Below are 23,998 nucleotides of genomic sequence, written 5' to 3'. Positions count from 1 at the left end.
ATGATGGAAGAGCAATTAATACCAATTCAGTGGAAAGATGATGCTTTAGTTTTGTTAGATCAAACGTTATTACCAAATGAAATTGTCTATGAATCTTTTAAAACAGCTGAAAGTGTGTGGGATGCAATACAAGTAATGAAAGTACGAGGTGCACCCGCGATTGGTGTTTCAGCTGCTTATGGAGTGTATTTAGGGATAAAGGAATTTGCTGAAAGTACGGAAGAAGGATTTATGGATGAAGTAAGAAAGGTATGTACATACTTGGCGACATCAAGACCGACTGCAGTAAATTTATTTTGGGCGCTTGAAAGAATGGAAAGTGTAGCGACAGATAATGCTCACTTATCAATCTCACAGCTGAAAAATAGATTACTAGAAGAGGCAAAAGAAATTCATAGAGAAGATGAAGAAATTAATCATCAAATTGGAGAGCATGCATTAACATTATTCCATGATGAAATGGGAGTATTAACGCATTGTAATGCAGGTGCTTTAGCGACGACTAAGTATGGTACTGCGACGGCTCCAATGTATTTAGCGAAAGAAAAAGGATGGAATTTAAAAATTTATTCGGATGAAACGCGTCCTAGATTACAAGGTTCAACGTTAACAGCATTAGAACTGCAGCGAGCGGGTATTGACGTTACTGTTATTACGGATAATATGGCAGCTATGGTCATGTCACAAGGGAAGATTGATGCAGTAATCGTTGGATGCGACCGTGTGGCAGCAAATGGTGATGTAGCAAATAAAATTGGCACATTAGGCGTATCTATTTTAGCTAAGTACTACAACATTCCGTTTTATGTAGCAGCGCCAACACCGACAATTGATTTAAAGACATCGACAGGAAAAGAAATTCCGATTGAAGAAAGAGATGCTTCTGAAGTGATTAATCGCTTTGGACAATATTCAGCTCCGAAAGAAAGTAAAGTATATAATCCAGCATTTGATGTTACTCCACATGAAAATGTAACAGCGATTATTACAGAAAAAGGGATTGTAAAGGCACCGTTTACGGAGAATTTAAAAAAGTTATTTCAATAAGTAGATAAATATAAAAGTCAGTCATCATAAGCTTCATACTTAGGGGGATGTATATGTTATTACAAAAAGAAAGAGAAGAAATTGTAGCGTATGGAAAGAAAATGATTTCTAGTGGTTTAACAAAGGGAACGGGCGGTAATGTTAGTATCTTTAATCGTGAACAAGGTCTTGTTGCGATTAGCCCAAGTGGTTTAGAGTATTATGAAACAAAGCCTGAAGATGTAGTTATATTAAACTTAGATGGTGAAGTAGTAGAAGGAGAGAGAAAACCATCAAGTGAATTAGATATGCACCTTATTTACTATAGGAAGCGTGAAGATATAAATGCGCTTGTGCATACACATTCTCCTTACGCGAAGACGATTGCATCATTAGGATGGGAGCTTCCTGCTGTGTCATATTTAATTGCTTTTGCAGGCCCGAATGTACGCTGTGCGCCGTATGAAACATTTGGTACGAAGCAATTAGCGGATGCTGCTTTTGAAGGCATGATTGATCGTCGTGCTGTGCTACTTGCAAATCACGGTTTAATTGCTGGTGCAAATAATATAAAAATGGCGTTTACTATTGCAGAAGAGATTGAGTTTTGTGCTCAAATTTATTATCAAACGAAAAGCGTCGGAGAACCGAAGCTTTTGCCAGAAGATGAGATGGAGAATTTGGCGAAGAAGTTTGAAGGGTATGGGCAACAGTAGAAATCTAACGGAAATGTTATTCAATGTGTATTAAAATGGCCGTGAAAGAATATATATTCTTCCATGGCCATTTTAGGATTTTAATTATTTAGATATATTTTTGAGTTGCGAATCTAATTTCCAAAAACCGATTCCTGAGAATAGTGCTGCTAATGAACCAATAATTGCAGCAATACCGATATCTCCGAACATCATTCCGCCCATTAAGATACCAAAAATTCCAATTAAGATAAGAATAATAGAAATAGCTTTCATTATACGATACTCCTTAAAACGTAAAAGTTATATGTGATAATATAACATTAATAGAGTTTATAATCAAAAATATTTTGTTCAGGAATTGTATTGAGGTAGGAAATATGAATGGTGAATAAAGGGTTAGGAGAAGGAAACGAAAGGAAAAAACATCCTCAAAATTGAGGATGTTTTTACGCTTTCTTAAGCAACAAATACATAAAGTAAGGAGCCCCAATTAAAGCAACGACAATACCTGCTGGAATGCCATTAGGATCAACGATATTTCGTCCAATTGTATCTGCTAATAATAATAGCCATCCGCCGATTAAAAGGGCGATAGGCATGAAGATTTGATGTCTTGGACCTACTAAAGATTTCGCGATATGAGGAGCCATTAATCCGATAAAGCTAATTCCTCCTGTTACGGAAACAGCTGCAGCTGCAAGTGCAACGGCTGCAACTAATAAGTACCTGCGTTCTTTTTCAATTTCAATTCCAACGCCGATTGCGACTGGTTCGTTTAATGCTAAGATGTTTAATCGATTTGCTTTATAGAAAATAAATGGAATGAATACGATTAACCATGGGAGCATTGCTAAAACGAAGATCCAGTCATCTCCCCAAATATTTCCGGCAATCCATTTTGAAATAAAGTCTACTTTCATACGATCCGCGGATGAAATAAGGACAATCATCGTTCCAGATAGTGCAAATGCAAAACCGATACCGGTTAATGTTAATCGCACCGGCTGAAGTCCAGTTGATTTACTATATGAAAATACGTAAATTAGAACAGCTGTCAGAAATGCCCCAATAAATCCAACGACAGGTAGTAAGTAAAGAAATGAACCTACGTCTATTGGAAAGTATAAAAAGAAAATAGCAACAGCAACACCAGCTCCAGAGTTAATACCAAGAATACCAGGTTCAGCTAAATCATTTCGGGTAATTCCTTGCAGAATAGCCCCTGATAAAGCGAGAGCCATACCAGCTAATAATGTAATGACAATTCTAGGTAGTCTTAAAGAGTATAAAACGAACTCCTCTTTAAAAGTCCCTTGCCCCATTAATGTTGGGAGTAGTCGATCATAAGATAAAGATGCTGAACCAAGTCCCATTCCAATTACAATGGTTGTGATGATTACTATAAGTAAAGCGAGTATAATGAGACGCTGTTTTCTTAAAATAGATTGCATCATGAGAATGTTTTTCCTCCTTTACGTACAATGAATAGGAAGAATGGTAATCCTACAATCGCGACAATTGCCGCAACTGGTGTTTCGTACGGAGCGTTAATAGTACGTCCAATTGTATCTGCAAGTAGCATAAAGGAAGCTCCAGCAATTGCTGACATCGGTATAACAAATCGGTAATCTGGACCGACAATTGGGCGTACCATGTGAGGTACCATTAAACCGATAAATGCCATATTTCCAACAAGCGCTACAGATGCACCTGCAAGTAAGATAATAATGATAAATAAAATAGTTTTAATAACAATAATTTTTTGACCTAGTCCAATAGCCACTTCCTCACTGAAACTAAGAACTGTCAATTTTTTTGCTAGTAAGATAGCGATAAAGATACTAATTGAAATGACTGGAATAATAATTTTTAATTGGCTCCAAGTTGTTCCAATTACGCCCCCAGCAGTCCAAAGTGATACATCTTGTGAAATTTTAAAGTAAATGCCAATTCCTTCTGAAATTGCGAGTAGAAATGCTGAAACTGCAGCGCCCGCTAATACAATTCGAAGAGGAGAAAGGCCGCCTTTTTTCACCATACCAATTCCAAATACCATAATTGCGCCAATTGCAGCACCGATAAAGCAAGCTAACGTTAAGTAAAGATAGCTGATGGAAGGATTGAAAGCAAGTGTTAGTGCAAGCGCAGCATTTGCTCCACCAGATAGCCCTAATAATCCAGGGTCCGCAAGTGGATTTCGTGTTAATCCTTGCATAATTGCTCCAGAAACGGCTAATCCAGCTCCTACAAAAATAGCAGCAACTTCACGTGGTAAACGTATTTCTCGAATAATAGATATTTTGTCTCCTTTAGCGGAGGAAGTGAGTGCTAACCATACATCTTTTATCGAAGTATCTGCAGCACCTAATACCATTGCAACCATAAAAATAAGAAAGAATGCAATTAAGCTTAAAATTAGTTTGTATGTAAAAGCTATAGAACGTGGATTTTCATGATCTTTTGTCATTCGTTTCACATCTTTTCTGTTCATAGAATAAAGGAAGAGGAATTCTTAAATTAAGAATTCCTCATGTTTGTATTATTTACCAAGAAAGCTCTTCTTGAAGAAGTCTAGTTGGAAATCTAATGTAAGTGGATCATTGAAATAGAATTCCATCATGTTTGCTTCATATACACGATTATTTTTTACTGCTGGGATGTTTTTATATGATTCTGTCTCTTGGAATGAGTTATCAGTATCTTTGTTTTTACTTACGATTAAGTAATCACCAGCAAATTCAGGTAATACCTCAGTAGATAATGCGTAATAACCTTCTTTTAATGCTTTTTCTTTTACTTTTTCAGGCATTTTTAATTTCATTTCTTGGTACAGAATTTCTGTTCCGCGGCCCCAGTTCTCGCCGTATACATAAAGCTGTTTGTTGAAGTTTTCTACAACAGAAACTGTTGCATCTTCACCGATTTTTGCTTTAATTTCTTTACCAGCTTCTTGTGCACGTTTCTTGAAGTCATCAACCCAAGTTTTTGCTTCTTTTTCTTTGTTTAATAACTTACCAATTTCTAAATGCTGTGTTAAGTAATCAACTTTTCCGTAAGTGTATGTTACAGTAGGAGCGATTTTCTTTAACTTATCGACATTTTTAACATTTGATAAACCAATGATTAAATCTGGATTTAGTTCAGCGATTTTTTCAACATTTTCATCTGATACTTCAGCAACATCTTTAAGTTTACTATCAAAACGTGGGTTTTGTTTAGACCATGAATCTACCCCAACAAGATTTACACCTAATGACATTACGTTACCAGCGAATGATGATAGTACAACAACGCGTTTTGGATTTGCAGGAACTTCTACTTTTTTACCATCTTCAGATTGGTATGTAATTGTTTCTGATTTGCTACCTTTTGCATCGTTCTTTTTGTCTGTAGAGCCATTGCTACAAGCACTCATAACAAGAACGAAAAGAACTGTTAGTGAAATAAATAACTTTTTCATCGTCTTTCTCCTTTAACATAGATGATATGTGTATACAATAATTTGTTTAACTGCAATCTTTTTGAAAGAGTAGTGGTAAAGCAAAATGATTTATTAAAAATCTTGAATATGAGATTTTATAATATAGTATTAACCATATTAATGAAAGAAGATGTAATCTCAAATTTGCTAATTATTAACAAAATGATAATGATTATCACTATTGATTCTTTAAATAATATAATTTTATATAGGTGTATTGTCAATAGTAATTTTGATTGTAAATTTTGCGGAAACAGGTTATATTTTATTGAGAATGATAATCAATGATTAATAGCTGAGGAGTGAGCACGAATGAATCGAGAAGAATTGTTTGATGTAACCGTGATAGGCGGAGGACCTGCAGGGCTTTATTCAGCTTTTTATAGTGGACTCAGAGAAATGAAAACAAAAATAATAGAATTTCAACCACATTTAGGTGGAAAAATACATGTGTATCCGGAAAAAATGATTTGGGATGTAGGAGGACTATTGCCAGTTACAGGTGATAAGTTAATTGAACAACTTGTACAGCAAGGGTTAACATTTAAGCCGGAAGTTGTATTAGATACAAAAGTAGAATCGATTATTCGTAATCAAGATGGTACTTTTACATTAAAAACAAGTACTGGCGAAGAACACTTTTCAAAAACAGTTATCGTCGCAACAGGAAGTGGTATATTGAAACCGCAAAAGTTATCTATTGAAGGTGCTGAGCGATTTGAAGTATCGAATTTAAATTATACAGTTAAATCTTTAAAGCGTTTCAAAGGTAAAACAGTTATTATTTCCGGTGGAGGCAATTCTGCTGTTGATTGGGCAAATGAATTGGAACCAATTGCGAAAAAAGTGTATGTAACCTATAGAAAAGAAGAATTATCTGGTCATGAAGCACAAGTAAAACAACTTATGAACAGCTCAGCGGAGTGTTTCTTTAATACATCGATTACAAAATTAATTGCTGGTGATAATCATGAAGCGATCGAATATGTAGAATTAACAAATCATGAAACAGGTGAGGTTTCTCATTTACCTATTGATGAAGTTATTATTAATCATGGATATGAACGCGACATTACATTATTAGAAAATAGTGAGTTAGACGTTGCAATTATAGATAATTATTATATTGCAGGTAATGCAAATAGTGAGTCTTCAGTAGATGGATTATATGCTGCTGGAGATATTTTAAAGCACGAAGGGAAACTACACTTAATTGCAGGTGCATTTCAAGATGCTGGAAATGCTGTGAATAAAGCAAAACAATTTATCCAACCAGATGCAAGTGAGTACGGAATGGTTTCTTCTCATAATGAAGTATTTAAGAAGAGAAATCGCGAACTGATTAAGCAGATGATGAAATAATAAGGAACAAGTATCCCCCCACGTATTTCTCTATTCAAGTGAATGAGAGATGTACGTGGGGGTTTTCCTGTTTACTATATTTTCTATCATTATAATGACACCGGTTTCATCAGTTCATATGATATGAACATTTTATTGGTAAAGCATCCTAGAAAACAATTTAGCTATGTTTTGCTTACACAGAACATGGCTAAATTACGCTGTCCCTTTAGCGCGTTTATTAGGAAATGGCATATTTAGTATAGAAGCAATATACTGTTTTCCGTGTTTTCGAGCCAATGATTCTAATATTTGACGGACGCGTTTTGTAAGATGACCTTGTTTTTGGATGGCTTCACAATATGCGTCATAGAAGGCATATTTAGCCCAAAGGAAATCATCTTGTTGGAATAAGAAATGATTTTTGTACCATTCACCAATTGTATGATAACAATTGTTTTCATGTATTGCTGTGCTTTGAGAAAGAAAACGATCAGATAAAGATACATTCAAATGAGAAATTGTGTTTTCTGTTTCAACTTGTAGTGTTTTTTCTAACATTGTAATGATGTGACGAGTAGCCATATGTTAACTCTCCTTTGTGTAAATGGGTAATACCATTCTATATTTAAAAAATTCTTACTATATAATACTATACAATATATGGAATGCATCTACCTGCTTTTTGAACTGCATTTACAAAATCTTTTTTATTTGTTTACAAAAATAAAGTAAAGTAAGATACAGTATAGATGAAAAAATAATAAAGGAATGAAGGCATTGTATATAACAATAGAAGAGACTGCGGAGTATTTGAATTTACCAAAATCGTATATTGAAGAGTTAATTCAGCAAAAGAAAATTCGTGCGCTATTCGATGGAGAGCAATATTTAGTAAATAAAGAACAATTTAATACACATTTAGAACAAATGGAGAAATATAAGCAATTAGTGGAAGAAATATTGAACGAACCAATTCCAGAAGATCTGGATGTTAAAGACGAAGATTAAACTATGGAAAATCCCTTATGAAGATATGCAGAAATGTATATTCATAAGGGATTTTTTGTTTGAAGATATCAAAAACATAAGGAGTTCTTAGCCTTTCTTCAAATTTTGATAGGTAGTAGTCTACCATGTTAAAAGCATATTTTTTTCTAGCTAGGACAAACATAGAGAACGTAACCTGTACAGATACATATACTATCAGTGCAAAAGCTTATAAATTAATGGAAGGGGTTTTCTCGTGAGTTTATTTCATTGTGATTTTCTGAAAGACTTAATTGGATCTTTTGTGAGAGTAAACAGGGGTGGTCCAGAATCTCAAAAAGGGACAATAGTCGCTGTATGTTCGGATTACTTTGTATTAAAGAATGAAAAAGGAGAGCTCTATTACTATCAGATTCGTCATCTGAAAAGTATTACAAAAAATGCGAAAGATTGTAAAGCAGATGATTGCAGATGGTTGGAATGTGAATGTGAAGATGACTTTGAAAAGTTACTTCAAAGCTTCAAATATTGCTGGGTGAAAATTAATCGTGGTGGCCCAGAGAAAGTTGAAGGTATTTTACAAGATGTTTCTTGTGAATTTGTGACACTAATTGTAAAAGAAGAAGTTATATTAGTTGCAGTATCTCATATTAAGAGTGTAACAGTACCTTGTAGAGAGAGCGAAGAAAGCGAAAGTGAAAGCGAAAGTGAAAGTAATGATTCAGGTCGAGCTCGCGCACAAAGACAGTCAAGAAGAGGAAGATAATAAGAAAGGAGGATACAAATTTGGAAAGTATATTATGCTGTGAACAAATTAAAGGCTTAGTCGGTGAGACTGTAAAAGTAAATCTTCGTGGACCAGAGAGTCGAGTGGGGGTACTTGTATCGTTAGGAAGAGATTACCTTACATTACAACTTCCTCTTGGTGAATTAGTATATTACCAATTGAAACATGTGAAGAGTCTAGTTAAGAAAGTGAAAGAAAGTAAATGTGGCGATGGCTATGTTTCATGTTTCTGCTCTGATGATGATACTTTCGTCGATGTATTACGTGACTTGAAGTATAAGTGGGTAAAGATTAACCGTGGCGGCCCAGAGTGTGTAGAAGGCCTATTAAGTGAAGTGCATGAAGAATGTATTACGCTAGTAAACGGTGATGAAGTTATTTATATCATTAATTATCATATTAAGAGTGTGAGTCAAGTAGTGAAATGTAAAAAGAATGAAGATGAATAATGTTTAATAAATAAGAGGGGCATTATGAGGGAAAGAGAAGAACAATTTCTTATTTCGATAGTATGAAAAGGAATTACTTACTATTAAGACAGAACATTGCCCTGATTATTTTTTTGAAAAGGAAGATAGGGAAGCTGAAATTCATAGGAAGGAGGATATAGATGAATGAGTTAAACAAAAGTATTGGGGAAAATATATATGTTAAATTAATCGGTGAAAAAAGGTTTAAAGGTATATTAATAGACGTAGGAAATGACATTATTGTTCTTTACAATGGACAAGACTATGTATATATATCTTTATATCATGTACAATACTATAAATTTTTAAGACCACATGACGAAGACATACTAAAACCAGATGTTGATTCTGTAATTAAGAGGGAATCCCCTTCAATTTCTTTGAGAAAAGTATTAAGTACTTCTAAAGGGATTTTTACAGAAGTTTATGTAGCAGGAAATGCTCCAATACATGGTTATGTTACAAGTGTGATGAACGACTATATTGTTTTTTATAGTCCGGTTTATAAAACGGTATATATATCTTTAAAACATTTAAAATGGTTAATTCCGTATAAAGAAAACCAAGTACCGTATGCCCTCAATAAAAATGAACTCCCCGTAAATCCGTTAAATATTACATTAGCTAGAACATTTGAAGAACAGCTTATTAAAATGACTGGGAAAATTATGGTGTTTGATTTAGGTGAGGAGTCCAATAAAATTGGAAAAATGGCGAAAATTGATGAAGGTCATATTGAAATATCAAAAGCACGTGATGCAAAAATGTATGTGAATATTCAACATGTAAAATCCGTCCATTGTCCGTAGATTAGTTGGAAGGGCTGACTTTTTCTTTTATATGCAGAAGAAAAGGTCGAGCCTATTTGTTTTAGTTTAATTTGAAGATGAGGGGAAAAATGAATTGAATATAAACATAGTATAGTGTGATTTTTTAAAAGGTAACTTTACACTAACTTATAAAAATTGTGTACGAGCTATCTTTTTATGTATTCAATTTATTTTTTGAGGAGGAGCTGCTCAACTAATTTATTAAAGGGGTTTTGTTTGTGGAGCAGTTTCCGAATTCGTTATCAATTACATTGCTTGGTAGTGCTGGTGGAGCAGCAAAAGCAGTTTTAGCAATTTTAAATCAAGCGATAGCAAATGAAAAAGATCCAATTTATGAAGTATTAAAGAATGCCAAATTTCATTTGGTGGATATAAAACAAAAAGATAGGACTTATTATGATGAGTTGTTTTCGAATTTGAAAAGTCAATTATATTTATATGAAATAAACCTTCAAAATGTAGTGGAATTTAAACAACATTTAAAAGAAAAAAGAACGAGTGTTGTGATTGATGTTTCAGGGGCAGATACAATTAGAGTATTAAGCTGCTGTAATGAACTAGGAATTTGTTATATTAACTCAGCCTTGGAAAATGAGGCAGTAGATCAGGACGATAGCTTAATCGGCTTTCAGCTTACGGAAAGATATACAAGGTTTGAGAAGGAGAAAGAGAAATTTACAAATACAAAAGCGATTATAGGTTCAGGTATGAATCCAGGTGTTGTTCAATGGATGGTTGTTGAGCTTATGAAGGAACGACCAAGTGAAAGGCCAAGAGCATGTTATATTGTAGAACATGACACATCGTTTTTGAATGATACAGCACTTATAAAGCCACATACACTTTATGCTTCATGGGCAGTAGAGCGATTTTTAGATGAAGCAATCTGGAGTTATCCGATGTATATGAGTCATCATCGTCCTCTTTACTTTTATGAAGATGTATATGCTTCAGAGTATAAAGTGAAGTTAGGAGAAAAAGAATTCTATGGTTGTTTAATGCCACATGAGGAAGTATTAATTTTAGGGAAAAACTTCAATATGGAAGTTGGTTTTCTTTACCGAATTAATGAGTATACAACAAATATAATTAGACAGAACTTAGATCAAGTAGAAGATTTATGGAACTGGAATCGTAAAGTGTTTAATCCAGCGGAAGAAGAGATTGCTGGAGAGGACCTGGTCGGTGTGTTACTCGTTTATGAAAATAGTGAGACATATATGTATAATGTGATGAATAGTAGCCAAGTTTTTCGTAAGTATAAAACGAATGCAACGTATTTCCAGGTAGGGTGCGGGATTTATGCGGGCTTGTGCAGTTTACTTTTAGATCAATTTGAACAAGGTGCTTATTACGTCGAGGAGTTGTTATTAAATACAGAAAGTAAGTACGGTGAGTATTTAAATTTATATATGAAGGATTTTGTAATGGGGCATAATAAATTTACTGATGGATTGTTACATGATAGGGTAAGATGGATGTAAGTTGTTACCAAAAGGAAGGAGAAATCTCCTTCCTTTTAGTATTATAAGGTTAAATATTGCCCTGAAAGCAATTTCATACTTATACTTTAAGGAGATAACAATGAAAGTTTTTTGTATCGATCAAGGGGAGTTTTTATATGAACAAATACAAGAGCTTGATTTATGAAGAAAGAAGAGCCTTAAAGGTATTTATATTATTATTCTATATTATATTCTTTTTATATGACGCTATATATTATTTTGTATATCCTGCTATGAATATTAGTGGAACAGCGGTAGGGTGGCCAGAAGGTAGTCTTGGGATAGGTGTGCCTATATTTGTAATAGCATTATTTCCTATTTCTATATATCTTCAAAAAAGAGGGTATGTATATTCTGTAAAATATTTATTTTTATTTGGGTACATGTTTATCAATCTTGTTAATAATTTAATGATTTATTTGCGAACGGATAGACCTTTTGAACATGGTAGTATGGTAGAAATGTTATTAATTTTATTTGCCCCAGTTTTCGTGAATAGGAAATACTTTTATTTAGTGTCCTTTAGTGTAATTGGAAAGTACGTATTTTTCACATTGCTATTACAAGATTTAAAAGTGATAATTCCACTTGTTTTATGTGTATTTTATTTCATTATTTCACATTCTTTATTAAAACGATTTCAATCTTATGTAAGAACAGTGGTTGAAATGATGAACAATATGAAAGAGACGGAAAATTTAGCTGTGATTGGGACTATGTCTACAACAATTGCCCATGAAATTCGAAATCCGCTAACGGCGTTAAAAGGGTTTACGCAAATGCAAAAAGAAAGAAATCCAACTGATACGATGAGCTACGACATTATGCTACAAGAAATTGAAAGGGTTAATGGATTTGTTAGTGAATTGATGTTGTTAGGAAAACCAAAGCCAACAAATTATGAAAGGTGTAATATACGAGACATCCTTCTATATGTTGTGCATCTAATGGAAAGTTATGCAACGCAATATAGAGTTAAATGTCATTTACAAGTAGATGGGAATTTACCGGCTATAAACGGTGATGATAAGCAATTAAAACAAGTGTTATTAAATATCATTAAAAATGGAATAGAATCAATGCCAGAGGGTGGAGAAATTTATATCCGTGCATATCAAAAAACGCAAGGACATTTGTGTATTTCTGTTGAAGACCAAGGATTTGGTATAGAAAATGAGAAGTTAGAAAAAATCGGCAAGGCGTTTTACACAACAAAGGAGAATGGTACAGGACTTGGATTAATGATTACATATAAAATTATTAAGGAACATCAAGGAAGTATCACAATCCAAAGTAGTGTAGGAGTAGGAACGAAAGTAGAAATTTTTCTTCCGAGCGTTTAATGTATTGAGAGAAAAGATTTTTCAGAAAAGTGTTCTTGTTGTGTAAATATAAACATTTTATAAAATGTTTCAAGAAGGGTTTTTTTTATAAAATACTTCGTTTATAATGGAGGAAAATATCGACATGAGATTGATTGCTCATGTAACGGTTCAGTAGTGTTATGAAAAGATAAGAAGGGGTGCACGCGCATCCTTTTTTCTATGCAGATATTATGAAAGAGGTGGTATGATGGAATTAACATTAAATTCGACTGTATGTTTACATACAATTCAATTTAGAAAAGAGCAAAAGAATTATATTGTAAAAGATACAATTACAGGAGAAAAATATGAAATGCCGCCACTTTGGATTGATGCACTAGCAATGATGCGTGACGGTTTTTTATTGGGAGAAATTGAGGAGAAATTAAAAGAAGAGTATCCAGCTGAAGAAGTAAATATGTTAGCGTTCACGAGGCAACTGTTAGAGCTGGAACTTGTTGAAATGGTAGATGGTGAAGAGATAGCTTGCACAAAGAAGAAAGAGATAGACTGTTTAGCTTGGGTGCGTCCTCGTGTGGAACAATTCTTTCTTAATTTAAATAGAAAATATAGAAGCAAAGGTCAGTAATGACCTTTGCTTTTTTTGTAGCCTCATTTAAAAAATAACAGCGAATGCTCTTGCGAAAGCACCGTCACTATCTTTAATTTTTAAAGGTGCTGCCGAGAAAAAGAAGCGTTTCGCTTCGATAGCATCTAGATTTGTTAAGTTTTCAATTAAATAAATATTATTCCCTAGCAATATGTGATGGATCGGTGATGTTTCTGTCGTTACTTCATCAGGAGAAATGAAATCTAAACCGATAGATTTTACTTTTAATTGAACTAATTCTTCAGCTAACTCTTCAGAAAGATAAAATGCTTCTTTCTCATAAGCTTCCGTATTCCATTTAGTGGATAGATTGGAATGAAAAATAACAATATCACCTTCGTTTATGTCAGCATTATGCAATACTGCCTTAGGTAATTTTCGCTCTTTAATGTGAGTTACATCGATAAGAACGGCTTCGCCTACAAATTGATCAAGGGGTAATTGATCGATGGTCGTTGCGCCTGAAATAAAATGCGCAGGTGCATCACAATGCGTGCCCACATGAACGACGGAATGAAAATCTGTAACTTGATAGCCTGCTTCTTCAACGCTTGTAACAGCTTCTAGTTGTATTTTTGGTGTTCCAGGAAATTGAGACATATTATTTTCAAATGTTTGCGATAGATCAATTACTTTCATTTTACATACCTCCAATATATGTTTTTCAAATAATAAAAAGCTCATCCTTCAATATCAAGAAAGATGAGCTTTGCATGCTAGTTGAGTTTTATCTTCCAAAATGCAATGCATTTTGCAGGAATTAGCACCTATTCAGTTTGTATAAACTGAGGTTGCTGGGCTTCAAAGGGCCGGTCCCTCTGCCTCTCTTGATAAAGAAGTATTCAGTTTTTAAAATCGGAATTTTCCGATAGTTAAATTGTAATTCATTTCCTTTTTGTGTGCAATACAAAATAGGTATTCACCCAAATAAAGCCGCTCGCATATTGTAGCTTATGTAAATACAATGCTGCGAAGGAGTGAGTGCAGTGACAGGAAATGTATTGAATTATTATGCTGGTGGTAATACAGCTAGAGGATTTCATAATTTATACGAAGAGAATTTAAAAGAATTAGACAGATTATTTATCTTAAAGGGTGGTCCAGGAACGGGGAAATCTTCTTTAATAAAGGCAATCGGTCGTGAATGGGTTGAAAAAGGATATGATATCGAATTTTTACATTGTTCTTCTGACAATAAATCGGTTGATGGTGTAATTATCCCAAAATTAAAAGTAGGAATTGTTGATGGGACATCACCGCATGTTATTGAGCCAAAAATGCCAGGAGTTGTTGAAGAGTATATAAATTTAGGAATTGCTTGGGATTCAGATAAACTAAGAAAGCAGAAGTTAGAAATTGAAAGATTTGTTTCAGAAGCAAGCAAAGCTTTTCAGTCTGCTTACGCACGTTTTAAAGAGGCATTGGTTATACATGATGAGTGGGAGAAGATATATATTGATAATATAGATTTTAATAAAGCGAATGAACTAACCGATCAGCTAATCCAGAAATTATTTGCAGATAAAAGCGGGAGACAATCTCTTGTAAAACATCGTTTTTTAGGAGCTGCTACACCGAAAGGAGCAGTTGATTTTGTCCCTAATTTAACAGAAGGGTTACCACATCGTTATTTTATAAAAGGGCGCCCAGGTTCTGGAAAATCAACGATGCTCAAAAAGTTAGCTAAGGCAGCTGAAGAAAAGGGGTTTGAAGTTGAAGTATATCATTGCGGATTTGACCCGAATAGTCTTGATATGGTTATCGTAAGAGAATTAGGTTTTGCAATTTTTGATAGCACGGCACCACATGAATATTTTCCAAGTCGCGAGGGTGATGAAATTATTGATATGTATGCCCTTATTGTTACGCCAGGGACGGATGAGAAATATGCGAAGGAAATTCGTGATGTTTCCATTCAATATAAAGCAAAAATGAATGAGGCGATGTCTTTCTTAGCGAAAGCAAAATCGGTTCGTGATAAATTAGAACGAATTTATATTGCTGCTATGGATTTTTCAATAGTAGATGCATATAAAGAGGAGATTCAAAAAGAGTTTGAACGAATTGCTACTACTGTAATCGAAAAGCAACAATAGACGTTTCATTAGGCTGTCAGTAATTTCTGACAGTTTTTTTGGTATGTAGTAAAATTAGTATTGTATTTGTCGAATTTCCAAGGAAATAATCAAAAAATGGAGGTGTTATGCAATGAGAGAGAAAATCGAGTTGGAGTTAGAAAGAATTGAAAAAGAGAATGATGTGAAAATTTTATTTGCGGTAGAATCAGGGAGTCGTGCTTGGGGTTTTCCATCGAAAGATAGCGATTATGATGTTAGGTTTGTTTATATACATCCGGTAGAATGGTATTTATCAATTCATGACAAACGAGATGTAATTGAATATCCAATTAGTGATGATTTAGATATAAGTGGTTGGGATATTAAAAAGGCGTTGCAACTATTCGCGAAGTCGAATCCTGCTTTACTTGAGTGGATTCGATCACCAATTTTTTATTCGAAAAACTCTAATTTTCCAGAACTACTTCAACAGATGAGTGAGAAGAATTTTGATCCAAAAGCAACGATATATCATTATTTACATATGGCGTCGAAAAATTATCGTGAATTTTTGCAAGGTGAGAATGTAAAGCTGAAAAAGTACTTTTATGTATTACGTCCCATTTTAGCTTGTAAGTGGCTAGAAGAGAAAACGACTTTACCTCCTGTAGAATTTGACCGATTGATTACAGAATTATCATTAGAACGTAGCGTATTAGATGAAATTGAAAAGTTGTTAATAAAGAAAAAAGCAGGTACTGAATTAGATGTTGGATTGAAAATTAAGGTGCTAAATCAATTTTTAGAAGAACAAATTCATTACTATCAGGAATATGTAAAAGGAATTGAAAAGGGATCAGGAATCGATATTGAGAGTTTAAATACATTGTTTCGAGATATGTTGTTTGAAGCATATGAAAAAGAGCACAAGTAAGTTTGTGCCCTTTTTATTTTGTAGGAATGAAGAAAACAGATATAGCTGCGATAAGACCTGCAAAGGAGAATAAGTAAAAATTCCATGCTAAGTCATATTGCATTGTCATAATAATACCGACGAGAATTGGGCCAGCAATTGCACCAACTCGGCCAAGTCCCAGTCCCCAGCCTAAGGAGGTAGCTCGGATATGTGATGGGAAGTATTGTGTTACATATGCATTTAATATTTGAGTAATACCGACCGATCCAATACCAGCAAGGCCAATTAAAAGATAAATGATTGTAACAGATGGCTTAATTGTTAATAGTCCGATACATATGGCTGCCATAAGATAAGAGATGCTAATAACAATTTTTGCGCCTATACGATCAGCAATTGCTCCAGCGAATAACGCACCAACAGCTGCGGTAATATTTAGCATAAGTAGAAAAGACAGACTAGATCCAAGAGGATATCCCGCCTGGCGCATCATCTGTGGTAACCAAGTGTTTAAACCGTATATTAAAAACATTCCCATTATATAAGTGATCCAAAAAAGTAGTGTTGCTTTTATGTATTCTTTTGAGAATAAAGTAAAAAATCCATTTTTCTTTCGTATAGTAGATGGAGCTTGATGAGTTTTATTTTTTACATGAAATTCAATTTGAAAACGATTAAGGATTTGGTTCACTTCTTCTTGGCGATTACGTGATAATAAAAATTGAATGGACTCAGGTAAATAGCGAATAATGAAAGGAATGAGGAGTAGTGGAATCATTCCGATACCAAACATAATTCTCCATCCGAAATCTTCTAACATAAACATAGACAAAATAGCACCTAATACGATACCTAAAGGATAGCCAGTAAACATAAGAGCATAAATAAAAGATTGCCTTTTTTTTGGTGAATATTCAACAGTAAGTGCTGAAGCCGTTGGGATAACACCGCCTAATCCGATTCCTCCTATAAATCGAGATAATCCAAATAACTCAGGAGAAGAAGCGATAGCCGCTAAACCCATTGTGATAGAAAAAAGTGCTAAACAGCATATAAGCGTCCATTTACGCCCAATTAGATCTGTAATCGTTCCAACTAGAATAGCCCCAATAAACATCCCAAATAAAGCATAGCTTGCAATTGTACCAGCGTGCGCTGGTGATAGCGCCCAGCTTTTGTCTTCTAGGAGCTTTGGTAGAACGGCACCGTAAATACCTAAATCATATCCATCAGCTAAAATGGCTAGCCAACAAATAAAAACAACAAGTTTTGTAATAGAGCTTGAAAAGATATTTTCTGTAGATTCTAGATGAGGTGGAGCTGAAGGTTGCATAATATTCACCCCTTTTAATTTGTAGATGAATATATTATTTTATTTAATGTTAATATTTTCCTTCCTGTGTCGAAATTTATCTGAACAGGTTTTATAACAAATAAAGAAGTTCAACCGTAATTCTGTTGAACTTCTTTATTTGTTTACTCATTATCAACGCGTTTTAACGGTTGATCTGCTGGGCCTTCAAGAACGTCTCCCTCAATTGAAAAACGAGAACCATGGCAAGGACAATCCCAAGTACAATCACCATTATTCCATTCAACTTCACAGCCGAGATGTGTACAAGTTGTATCGACGATATGTAATTTTCCTTCTTTGTCCTTATAAGCACCTGCTCGTTTACCGTTAACATGTACGACAGATCCTTCACCAACTTCGAGATCTTCTGGCTTACGTAATGCGGTTTCAATCTTTCCTTCAATTAAATGTTTCGCAACATCAATGTTCTGGGAGAGGAACGTTTTTATATCTGGATTTGCATGGAAGCGTGATGGTGCATACAGTTCTTTATAGGGACTGTGGACTTTTAAGATGGAGTCCTTCAGTAGGTGAGCGGCAGCAGTTCCAGTTGTCATGCCCCATTTGCGATATCCAGTTGCAACAAAGATATTTGGATTTCTTTCGTTAATATGTCCGATATAAGGAAGCTTATCTAGAGTGATTAAATCTTGTGCTGACCATCTATAAGGAACCTCGTCTATTCCAAAAGTTGCTTCAGCAAAAGAATAGAGTGCTTCATAATGAAGCATCGTATTTATTCCTTGTCCTGTTTTATGACTCTCTCCACCAATCAAAATTAATTTTTCTCCATTGTTTGTTATATAGCGTAAGGAGCGCTTTGGATCATCAATACTTAAATACATGCCACCTGGATAATCCGTTTTTGCTTTTATTGCAAGAGCGTAGGAGCGTTCTGCGTACATTCGCGTAAAGAAAAAGCTATTTGCATCATAAAAAGGAAAATGTGAACAAGAGACGACATATTCACAAGTGATATGATGGCCCTCTTTTGTAATTATTTGTGGATGATCTCCCTTTTCCACATCCATAGCTGTTGTTTGTTCGTAGAGCTTTCCGCCCATCTCCACAAACTTTTCTAAAAGTGTTTTTAAATAAAGAAGGGGATGGAATTGTGCTTGATTTTTCATTATAAGCGCAGATTGTACTGGAATAGGAATCGATAGAGATTGAACATAGTCACAAGGTATATTTAATTTTTGATAAGCTTCATATTCTTTCGATAAATTTCTTAATCCGTTATCGGTAGTTGTATATAAATATGAATCTTCATTTGAGAAATTACAGTCGATTTTATATGTTTGAACAGTTTCATTTATGAATTGTAGAGCCTGATTATTTGATTCATAGTAAAGCCCGGCCTTTTCTACACCGAAATGGTTTATTAATTCATCATAAATAAGATCATGTTGTGCTGTTACTTTCGCTGTTGTATGCCCAGTCGTTCCGTTTAAAATACGACCAGAATCAATTAAAACAACATCGATGCCTTCTTTTGCAAGTAAATAGGCAGTAGTAATACCTGTAATACCAGCACCGATAATAGCAACTTTTGTCTTTATATTTTCGGATAAACGAGGGAAAGTAGGAAACTGAGTAGATTCAATCCAATAAGATAGCGGCAGTTGTGGAAATGTATCACTTGTCATTGCGGAAACCTCCTGATTTTAGAACAATTTTCCTTTTAATATTTCCATAATATATGAAATTCATGTGTGTTGTTTTAGAAGTAGTCTATTTTTATTAAAAGAGGTTATAAATTATTTTAATATAATTAATTAGATGGGGCATTATGAAGTGGTAGGATTTATATAAAACTAAATTCAAGTGATTCTGTTTGTTGATTACATAGGGAGTTATTGAATGAGATAGAGTCTATGGCGTTTAAGAAAATGTCTATATATAGTGGGTAAATCCTTATGGAATCTATACATTTTCTTTAGTGAAATAAAGTATGATTATAAAAATATAACCACCTTTTATTACTAGGTCATAAAAGGTGTTGACAATATAGAAATTCTATTGTTATGATTCATCATGTGGAAAGGTTGATAGAGAGTAAAAAGAGAAATGTTTTTCATTGATAATAAAAGCGAAAAATAAGTGACGATAGAGTGAGTATATTTTCCTTATAATAGATGCTTTTTGGATCATCTAGTAAAATCAATCTGGAAGCAAGAATTGATATATGTAAGTTGCGCAAGGCGCGGCATAAGAAAGGAGCAAAAGGATGAAGGAGCTTCATACGTTTGGGTGGTATGCAGCACGTGTATCACCACATTTGCCGAAAAAAGCATTTAAACCAGTGCCTACTCGTTTATTTGGTGGACTGGCTTATTTGCTTGTGGCATTGGCGGGGTTAATATCGATTGGTGTATTTGAATTGAATGTGTGGGCGAATCTAGGAATTGCGATTGTTCTTGGATTATGTTTTGCTTCACTAGGATTTTTAGGGCATGAAATTTTACATGGAACTGTTGTAAGAAAGGCATGGCTTCGTGACTTCTTAGGCGCGATTGCATTTATGCCATTATCAACAGGGCCAAAGCTTTGGAGAAAGTGGCATAATGCAACGCATCATGTTCATACACAGCATGAAGAGAATGATCCGGATGCATGGCCGACACTTGAGAAACTTAAGAAGAGTAAGTTTTTGAGTTGGGTATATCGTATGCCTCTACATGTACGTTCATTCTTTAGTTTTCTGTCACTAACAATTCAATTTACATTGCATTCGACTCGAATGTTCTTTCATTTTATAAAAGAGTTCAAGTCATCCAATCAAAAATCTGTATGGCTTCAACTTCTTTTGCCTTGGACAGTTTGGATTAGTTTATTGTTTATTATGGGACCTGGAAAATGGTTATTTGCATATGTCATTCCGTTGTTAATTGCTAACTTTATTGTAATGGCATATATCGCAACAAATCACCGCTTAAATCCAATTGTTCCAGTAAATGATCCGTTAGCAAACTGTTTATCAGTAACAGTGCCGCGCTGGGTAGACGTTTTACATTTCAATTTCTCATATCATACAGAACACCATCTGTTTCCTGCTATGAGCTCTAAATACTATCCGTTAGTAAAAGAGAAGATTAAAGAAATGTGGCCGGAACGTTATCACGAAATGCCGATGACAAAAGCATTAGCAGCCCTATGGAATACACCACGTGTGTATTATCACGGAAGTGAATTAGTGGATCCGCATAGAGAGCATTTCTATGGTTCTTTAGGAAATGGACTAGATCCTCATAATATTTCATATCGTGAGGAACATATAGAGGAAGACGAGAGTATTAAAAAAGTAAATCAGTAAAAATTAATATATTTTTGCAGTGAAAAAGCAAGCCATCTCAGGCTTGCTTTTTCTTATAAAGAAACTTCCTTTTTGTTCTTTTTATGGACTTGGACGGAGTTAGTTTCTTTTCGTTGTAATCGTTTTTCTAAAAGATTAACAAAATAAGTAAATAGAAGAACAAGTACGAGATAGTATGCACCAACGATTATGTAAGTATCTAATTGTTGGAAGTTACCTGCTGCAATTGATAAACCTGATCCCCATAATTCGGACATTCCTACATAAGCAACAAGTGAAGAATCTTTTAATCCGATAATAAATTGGTTTCCTAGAGGAGGAAGAGACAGACGAAATGCTTGTGGTAATATAATTCGTCGCATAGCTAAAGGATAAGGCATGCCTAAAGAGCGAGCTGCTTCTAATTGTCCCCGGTCAACGGATTGAATAGATCCACGGAAAATTTCCGTAATATATGCACCGTTATGAATTGCTAAAGCGATTGCTCCTGCCCAAAAAGGGGTGAAAACAACAACGGATGTAATTCCAAAATAGAGAATGGCAATTTGAACAATTAAAGGTGTACCACGAATAATAGCAATGTAGACATGAGCGATACTATTTAAAACTTTATTGTTAGAGATTCGAAAGAAAGCGAATAATAATCCAATTAATGAACCGAGTACTAGGGAAGTTAATGTTAATTGTAATGTGACAATAGTAGCCTTTAAGAGTGTGGGATAGGAAGAGATAAAAATTTCAAACATGCGTTTCACCTCATATTGTATAGATTTTAGTAGAGAATGAAATGCCCCACATAAAATGAATACTTAATCAGTGGGGCACTGTTTATGAATCTTTTGAATGGCTAACTTACTAACTTACTTACTTCGTTTTTTCCTCTTCACCAAGAATATTACGCCCGAACCATTTTTTACTGATCTTTTCATACGTACCATCTTTAATGATTTCATCTAACGCTTTATTTACTTTCTCAACCATTTCTTTATCATCTTTGCGAATAGCAATTCCCATTTCATCAAGATTTAATGGTTTTCCGGCTTCTTTTATATTCGATTTTCCTTCTTTTATCATACGTAGACCAACCATTTGATCCGTAATTACTGCATCAACACGCCCAGGCTCTAAATCCATAAGAGCAGTAATATCACTGTCATATTCTGTGATTTGATCTGTATATTTTGCAACAAGATTTTTAAAGGTACTAGCTTTTACAACACCAATTTTCTTACCTTTTAAATCTTCTGGAGAAGAGATAGCGGTATTCTTTTTAGCCACAAAAATTTGGGCGCCAGACCGATAGTACGGATTTGAGAAACTAACAGCTTTTAAGCGCTCCTCTGTAATTGCCATACTACCCAGTATTACATCATATTTCTTCGCTTGAAGACCTTGAATTAGCGTTTCCCATGGGTTTGTAACTGGCGTAGCCTTCATGTTCATCTTTTTAGCAAGAGCTTCACCGATTTCTACATCAAAGCCGACAAGTTTGCCGTCATTTTCTTTATAGTTAAAAGGTTTGTATAATCCACTCATCGCATAGCGAAATTCTTTTTCACCATTTGATGAAGTAGTAGAGCTTTCTTTGCTACAAGCTCCTAGTATGAAAGATGTACATAGTGTAATGCTAGCAACAATGGTTAATAGTTTCCTTTTCATAAAACCCCTCCTATATATTGATCATACGGATGGTTTTTTAGTATGTTATTGAAATAGTTTATTTGGATGATTAGTTGTGCACCGTATGAATGTATTCCTTTTCGTTTGAAACAGAAGTTACATTATAAAACGTTGCGTAAAAATTGTTTTGCCCGTTCATGTGATGGAGCTGAAAAGAATTGTGCTGGCGGAGCATCTTCTACAATCTTTCCATCATCCATAAAGATGACGCGATCAGCTACATCTCTTGCGAAATTCATTTCATGAGTAACAATAACCATTGTCATCCCTTCTTCAGCAAGTTCTTTCATAACTTGCAATACTTCTCCAACAAGTTCAGGGTCTAAAGCTGAGGTAGGCTCATCAAATAGCATAATCTTAGGGCTCATTGCAAGAGCTCGTGCAATGGCAATGCGCTGTTTTTGACCACCTGAAAGAAGATGAGGAGTTACATCCGCTTTATCTTGAAGGCCGACTTTTTGGAGAAGTTGATTTCCAATATCCTTTGCATTTGCTTTCTCTAATTTTTTTACGTGAATAGGTGCTTCTATGATGTTTTCTAGTGAGGTCATATGAGGAAAGAGGTTAAAGTGCTGAAAAACCATACCGACATTTTCACGGACTTTATTTAAATTTGAATGCTTTGGATCAATTCGCTCACCTTGTAAGTGAATTTCGCCTTCATCGTACATTTCTAAAAAGTTAAGACAGCGAAGTAATGTACTTTTACCAGAACCACTGGCACCAATTAAAACAACAACTTCTTTTTCTTTTACTTCTAAATCAATTCCTTTTAACACATCAAGTGAACCGAATGATTTTACTAGATTTCGAACTTGAATCATACAAAACCCCCAGTTAAAAATATATTTTACAAATGTTGCCCCTTATTTCTGTTATTAGTCACAAATTGTCAGAATCCTTTATTTTTTTCGTGCAATTTGATATTCAAAGAAATAATAATTTTTAAAATCCCTATATCCTTCTATAATGAAAATATGGATAATAATATATAGGTAGTATTTATATTGCTTATAAAAAGGGGGAAAGGGAAGATGGAAAAAGAAAGGAAAACATTTTCTTTTGGATTACGTACACAACTTATGCTATTCACTACAGTTTTAGCTTTCATTACATATTCAACAAGTATATTTTTTATTTACGTGATATACGATTATTTTCAAAGTTATGTAAGTCAAACTGTATATAATATTCTTGTTATGTTATTAGGGGTAGTATGGTCTGGGATTTTAGCATATGGAGCAGCCGTATTTTTAATTAAACCGCTTCGCAAGTTAGAGGAAGCGGCAAGAAAAGCAGCTGAGGGTGATATTCGTGAAGATGTTCCATTACCGAAGACAGATGATGAAATTAAATCTTTAAGTGTTGCATTTAATATGATGTTAGGAAACTTAAGGGGCATGGTAAAAAATATTGATACAACATTTTCGTATACAAATAATCAAGTACAGCAGATTAGAAAACAAACAGGCGAAGCAACGAGACAAGCGCAAGGTGTATCTGAGACACTTGCAGAAATTTCTTCAGGCGCTGAGCAATCAGCGGCATCAATTCAAGCAATTGTTTCTGCTGT

The 23,998-nt window shown here is 34.4% G+C and carries 24 protein-coding genes, 1 pseudogene and 1 riboswitch; of the genes and pseudogenes, 14 read left to right on the top strand and 11 right to left on the bottom strand.

Annotation, left to right across the window (positions count from 1 at the left end):
* Both mtnA and AC1Q51_RS24250 read left to right on the top strand, forming a co-directional pair.
* On the top strand, window positions 1–1,047 hold the full coding sequence (gene mtnA, locus AC1Q51_RS24255) for an S-methyl-5-thioribose-1-phosphate isomerase (protein WP_080451051.1): 1,047 nt from the start codon (window positions 1–3) through the stop codon (window positions 1,045–1,047).
* Window positions 1,048–1,100: 53 nt separating this feature from the next.
* Window positions 1,101–1,742 (top strand): L-fuculose-phosphate aldolase, encoded by a 642-nt coding sequence (locus AC1Q51_RS24250; RefSeq protein WP_492331779.1) that lies wholly within the window; start codon window positions 1,101–1,103, stop codon window positions 1,740–1,742.
* An 84-nt stretch (window positions 1,743–1,826) separates the two neighbouring features.
* On the opposite strand, the gene AC1Q51_RS24245 is transcribed toward AC1Q51_RS24250, so the two are convergent.
* From AC1Q51_RS24245 to AC1Q51_RS24230, 4 genes are all read right to left on the bottom strand, one after another.
* Window positions 1,827–1,997 carry a hypothetical protein gene (locus AC1Q51_RS24245; protein ID WP_000644466.1) on the bottom strand — a complete coding sequence of 57 codons (171 nt, stop codon included), beginning with the start codon at window positions 1,995–1,997 and terminating at the stop codon, window positions 1,827–1,829.
* 173 nt (window positions 1,998–2,170) lie between these two features.
* A complete protein-coding gene (locus AC1Q51_RS24240) occupies window positions 2,171–3,178 on the bottom strand; it encodes a FecCD family ABC transporter permease (protein ID WP_000983749.1) in 1,008 nt (335 codons plus the stop codon).
* Entirely contained in the window at window positions 3,175–4,215 is a 1,041-nt protein-coding gene (locus tag AC1Q51_RS24235; RefSeq protein ID WP_002153558.1) for a FecCD family ABC transporter permease, read from the bottom strand. Before AC1Q51_RS24235 ends, AC1Q51_RS24240 begins: the two co-directional genes overlap by 4 nt.
* Before the next feature lie 48 nt (window positions 4,216–4,263).
* On the bottom strand, window positions 4,264–5,184 hold the full coding sequence (locus AC1Q51_RS24230) for an iron-hydroxamate ABC transporter substrate-binding protein (protein ID WP_000732564.1): 921 nt from the start codon (window positions 5,182–5,184) through the stop codon (window positions 4,264–4,266).
* Window positions 5,185–5,517: 333 nt separating this feature from the next.
* Here AC1Q51_RS24230 and AC1Q51_RS24225 point away from each other — a divergent pair, with 333 nt between their 5' ends.
* A complete protein-coding gene (locus AC1Q51_RS24225; RefSeq protein WP_001078268.1) occupies window positions 5,518–6,567 on the top strand; it encodes an NAD(P)/FAD-dependent oxidoreductase in 1,050 nt (349 codons plus the stop codon).
* Window positions 6,568–6,762: 195 nt separating this feature from the next.
* On the opposite strand, the gene AC1Q51_RS24220 is transcribed toward AC1Q51_RS24225, so the two are convergent.
* Window positions 6,763–7,131 (bottom strand): hypothetical protein, encoded by a 369-nt coding sequence (locus AC1Q51_RS24220; protein ID WP_000235476.1) that lies wholly within the window; start codon window positions 7,129–7,131, stop codon window positions 6,763–6,765.
* 186 nt (window positions 7,132–7,317) lie between these two features.
* Here AC1Q51_RS24220 and AC1Q51_RS24215 point away from each other — a divergent pair, with 186 nt between their 5' ends.
* The 7 genes from AC1Q51_RS24215 (at window position 7,318) to AC1Q51_RS24185 (ending at window position 13,081) form a co-directional block, all read left to right on the top strand.
* Window positions 7,318–7,557 carry a helix-turn-helix domain-containing protein gene (locus tag AC1Q51_RS24215; protein WP_492331778.1) on the top strand — a complete coding sequence of 80 codons (240 nt, stop codon included), beginning with the start codon at window positions 7,318–7,320 and terminating at the stop codon, window positions 7,555–7,557.
* A gap of 235 nt (window positions 7,558–7,792) precedes the next feature.
* Entirely contained in the window at window positions 7,793–8,302 is a 510-nt protein-coding gene (locus AC1Q51_RS24210) for a hypothetical protein (RefSeq protein ID WP_000051533.1), read from the top strand.
* 20 nt (window positions 8,303–8,322) lie between these two features.
* The gene (locus tag AC1Q51_RS24205; protein WP_000443836.1) at window positions 8,323–8,772 is read left to right on the top strand and encodes a hypothetical protein; all 450 of its coding nucleotides are present in this window, start codon (window positions 8,323–8,325) and stop codon (window positions 8,770–8,772) included.
* A 161-nt stretch (window positions 8,773–8,933) separates the two neighbouring features.
* The gene (locus AC1Q51_RS24200) at window positions 8,934–9,602 is read left to right on the top strand and encodes an LSm family protein (RefSeq protein ID WP_001004268.1); all 669 of its coding nucleotides are present in this window, start codon (window positions 8,934–8,936) and stop codon (window positions 9,600–9,602) included.
* Window positions 9,603–9,841: 239 nt separating this feature from the next.
* The gene (locus tag AC1Q51_RS24195) at window positions 9,842–11,107 is read left to right on the top strand and encodes an S-adenosylmethionine decarboxylase related protein (RefSeq protein ID WP_492331777.1); all 1,266 of its coding nucleotides are present in this window, start codon (window positions 9,842–9,844) and stop codon (window positions 11,105–11,107) included.
* A gap of 137 nt (window positions 11,108–11,244) precedes the next feature.
* Window positions 11,245–12,471: an ATP-binding protein gene (locus tag AC1Q51_RS24190; RefSeq protein ID WP_090978200.1), complete on the top strand. Its 1,227-nt coding sequence runs from the start codon at window positions 11,245–11,247 to the stop codon at window positions 12,469–12,471.
* 229 nt (window positions 12,472–12,700) lie between these two features.
* Window positions 12,701–13,081, top strand: a complete 381-nt coding sequence (locus tag AC1Q51_RS24185) for a hypothetical protein (RefSeq protein ID WP_016083694.1) — start codon at window positions 12,701–12,703, stop codon at window positions 13,079–13,081.
* Between the two features lie 27 nt (window positions 13,082–13,108).
* On the opposite strand, the gene AC1Q51_RS24180 is transcribed toward AC1Q51_RS24185, so the two are convergent.
* Complete coding sequence (locus tag AC1Q51_RS24180; RefSeq protein ID WP_090978202.1) at window positions 13,109–13,741, bottom strand: cyclase family protein; 633 nt, start codon at window positions 13,739–13,741, stop codon at window positions 13,109–13,111.
* 85 nt (window positions 13,742–13,826) lie between these two features.
* A riboswitch (SAM riboswitch) is annotated at window positions 13,827–13,939 on the bottom strand.
* Between the two features lie 149 nt (window positions 13,940–14,088).
* Here AC1Q51_RS24180 and AC1Q51_RS24175 point away from each other — a divergent pair.
* Entirely contained in the window at window positions 14,089–15,198 is a 1,110-nt protein-coding gene (locus tag AC1Q51_RS24175) for a PRK06851 family protein (protein WP_090978204.1), read from the top strand.
* 112 nt (window positions 15,199–15,310) lie between these two features.
* Window positions 15,311–16,093 carry a nucleotidyltransferase domain-containing protein gene (locus AC1Q51_RS24170; RefSeq protein WP_001208235.1) on the top strand — a complete coding sequence of 261 codons (783 nt, stop codon included), beginning with the start codon at window positions 15,311–15,313 and terminating at the stop codon, window positions 16,091–16,093.
* Window positions 16,094–16,106: 13 nt separating this feature from the next.
* On the opposite strand, the gene AC1Q51_RS24165 is transcribed toward AC1Q51_RS24170, so the two are convergent.
* Window positions 16,107–17,408, bottom strand: a complete 1,302-nt coding sequence (locus AC1Q51_RS24165) for an MFS transporter (protein ID WP_097924657.1) — start codon at window positions 17,406–17,408, stop codon at window positions 16,107–16,109.
* Window positions 17,409–17,551: 143 nt separating this feature from the next.
* Window positions 17,552–19,078, bottom strand: a complete 1,527-nt coding sequence (locus tag AC1Q51_RS24160; protein ID WP_000199977.1) for an FAD-dependent oxidoreductase — start codon at window positions 19,076–19,078, stop codon at window positions 17,552–17,554.
* 581 nt (window positions 19,079–19,659) lie between these two features.
* Here AC1Q51_RS24160 and desB point away from each other — a divergent pair.
* Window positions 19,660–20,745 carry a Delta(10) desaturase DesB gene (gene desB, locus AC1Q51_RS24155; RefSeq protein WP_000661219.1) on the top strand — a complete coding sequence of 362 codons (1,086 nt, stop codon included), beginning with the start codon at window positions 19,660–19,662 and terminating at the stop codon, window positions 20,743–20,745.
* Window positions 20,746–20,798: 53 nt separating this feature from the next.
* On the opposite strand, the gene AC1Q51_RS24150 is transcribed toward desB, so the two are convergent.
* The 3 genes from AC1Q51_RS24150 to AC1Q51_RS24140 all read right to left on the bottom strand — a co-directional run bounded on the left by AC1Q51_RS24150 (window position 20,799) and on the right by AC1Q51_RS24140 (window position 23,249).
* The gene (locus tag AC1Q51_RS24150) at window positions 20,799–21,491 is read right to left on the bottom strand and encodes an amino acid ABC transporter permease (protein WP_000461535.1); all 693 of its coding nucleotides are present in this window, start codon (window positions 21,489–21,491) and stop codon (window positions 20,799–20,801) included.
* Between the two features lie 118 nt (window positions 21,492–21,609).
* Window positions 21,610–22,404, bottom strand: a complete 795-nt coding sequence (locus AC1Q51_RS24145; RefSeq protein WP_000823754.1) for an ABC transporter substrate-binding protein — start codon at window positions 22,402–22,404, stop codon at window positions 21,610–21,612.
* A 122-nt stretch (window positions 22,405–22,526) separates the two neighbouring features.
* A complete protein-coding gene (locus AC1Q51_RS24140; protein ID WP_000616921.1) occupies window positions 22,527–23,249 on the bottom strand; it encodes an amino acid ABC transporter ATP-binding protein in 723 nt (240 codons plus the stop codon).
* A gap of 210 nt (window positions 23,250–23,459) precedes the next feature.
* On the opposite strand from AC1Q51_RS24140, the pseudogene AC1Q51_RS24135 reads away from it, so the two are divergent.
* Window positions 23,460–23,810: pseudogene (locus tag AC1Q51_RS24135) on the top strand (HAMP domain-containing protein); the annotation flags it as partial.
* Window positions 23,811–23,998: the final 188 nt, after the last annotated feature.

This window comes from Bacillus sp. MT94, from assembly GCF_058792475.1.
The sequence above is the reverse complement of the archived record's forward strand: the minus strand, read 5'-3'. Positions and strand labels throughout refer to the sequence as shown.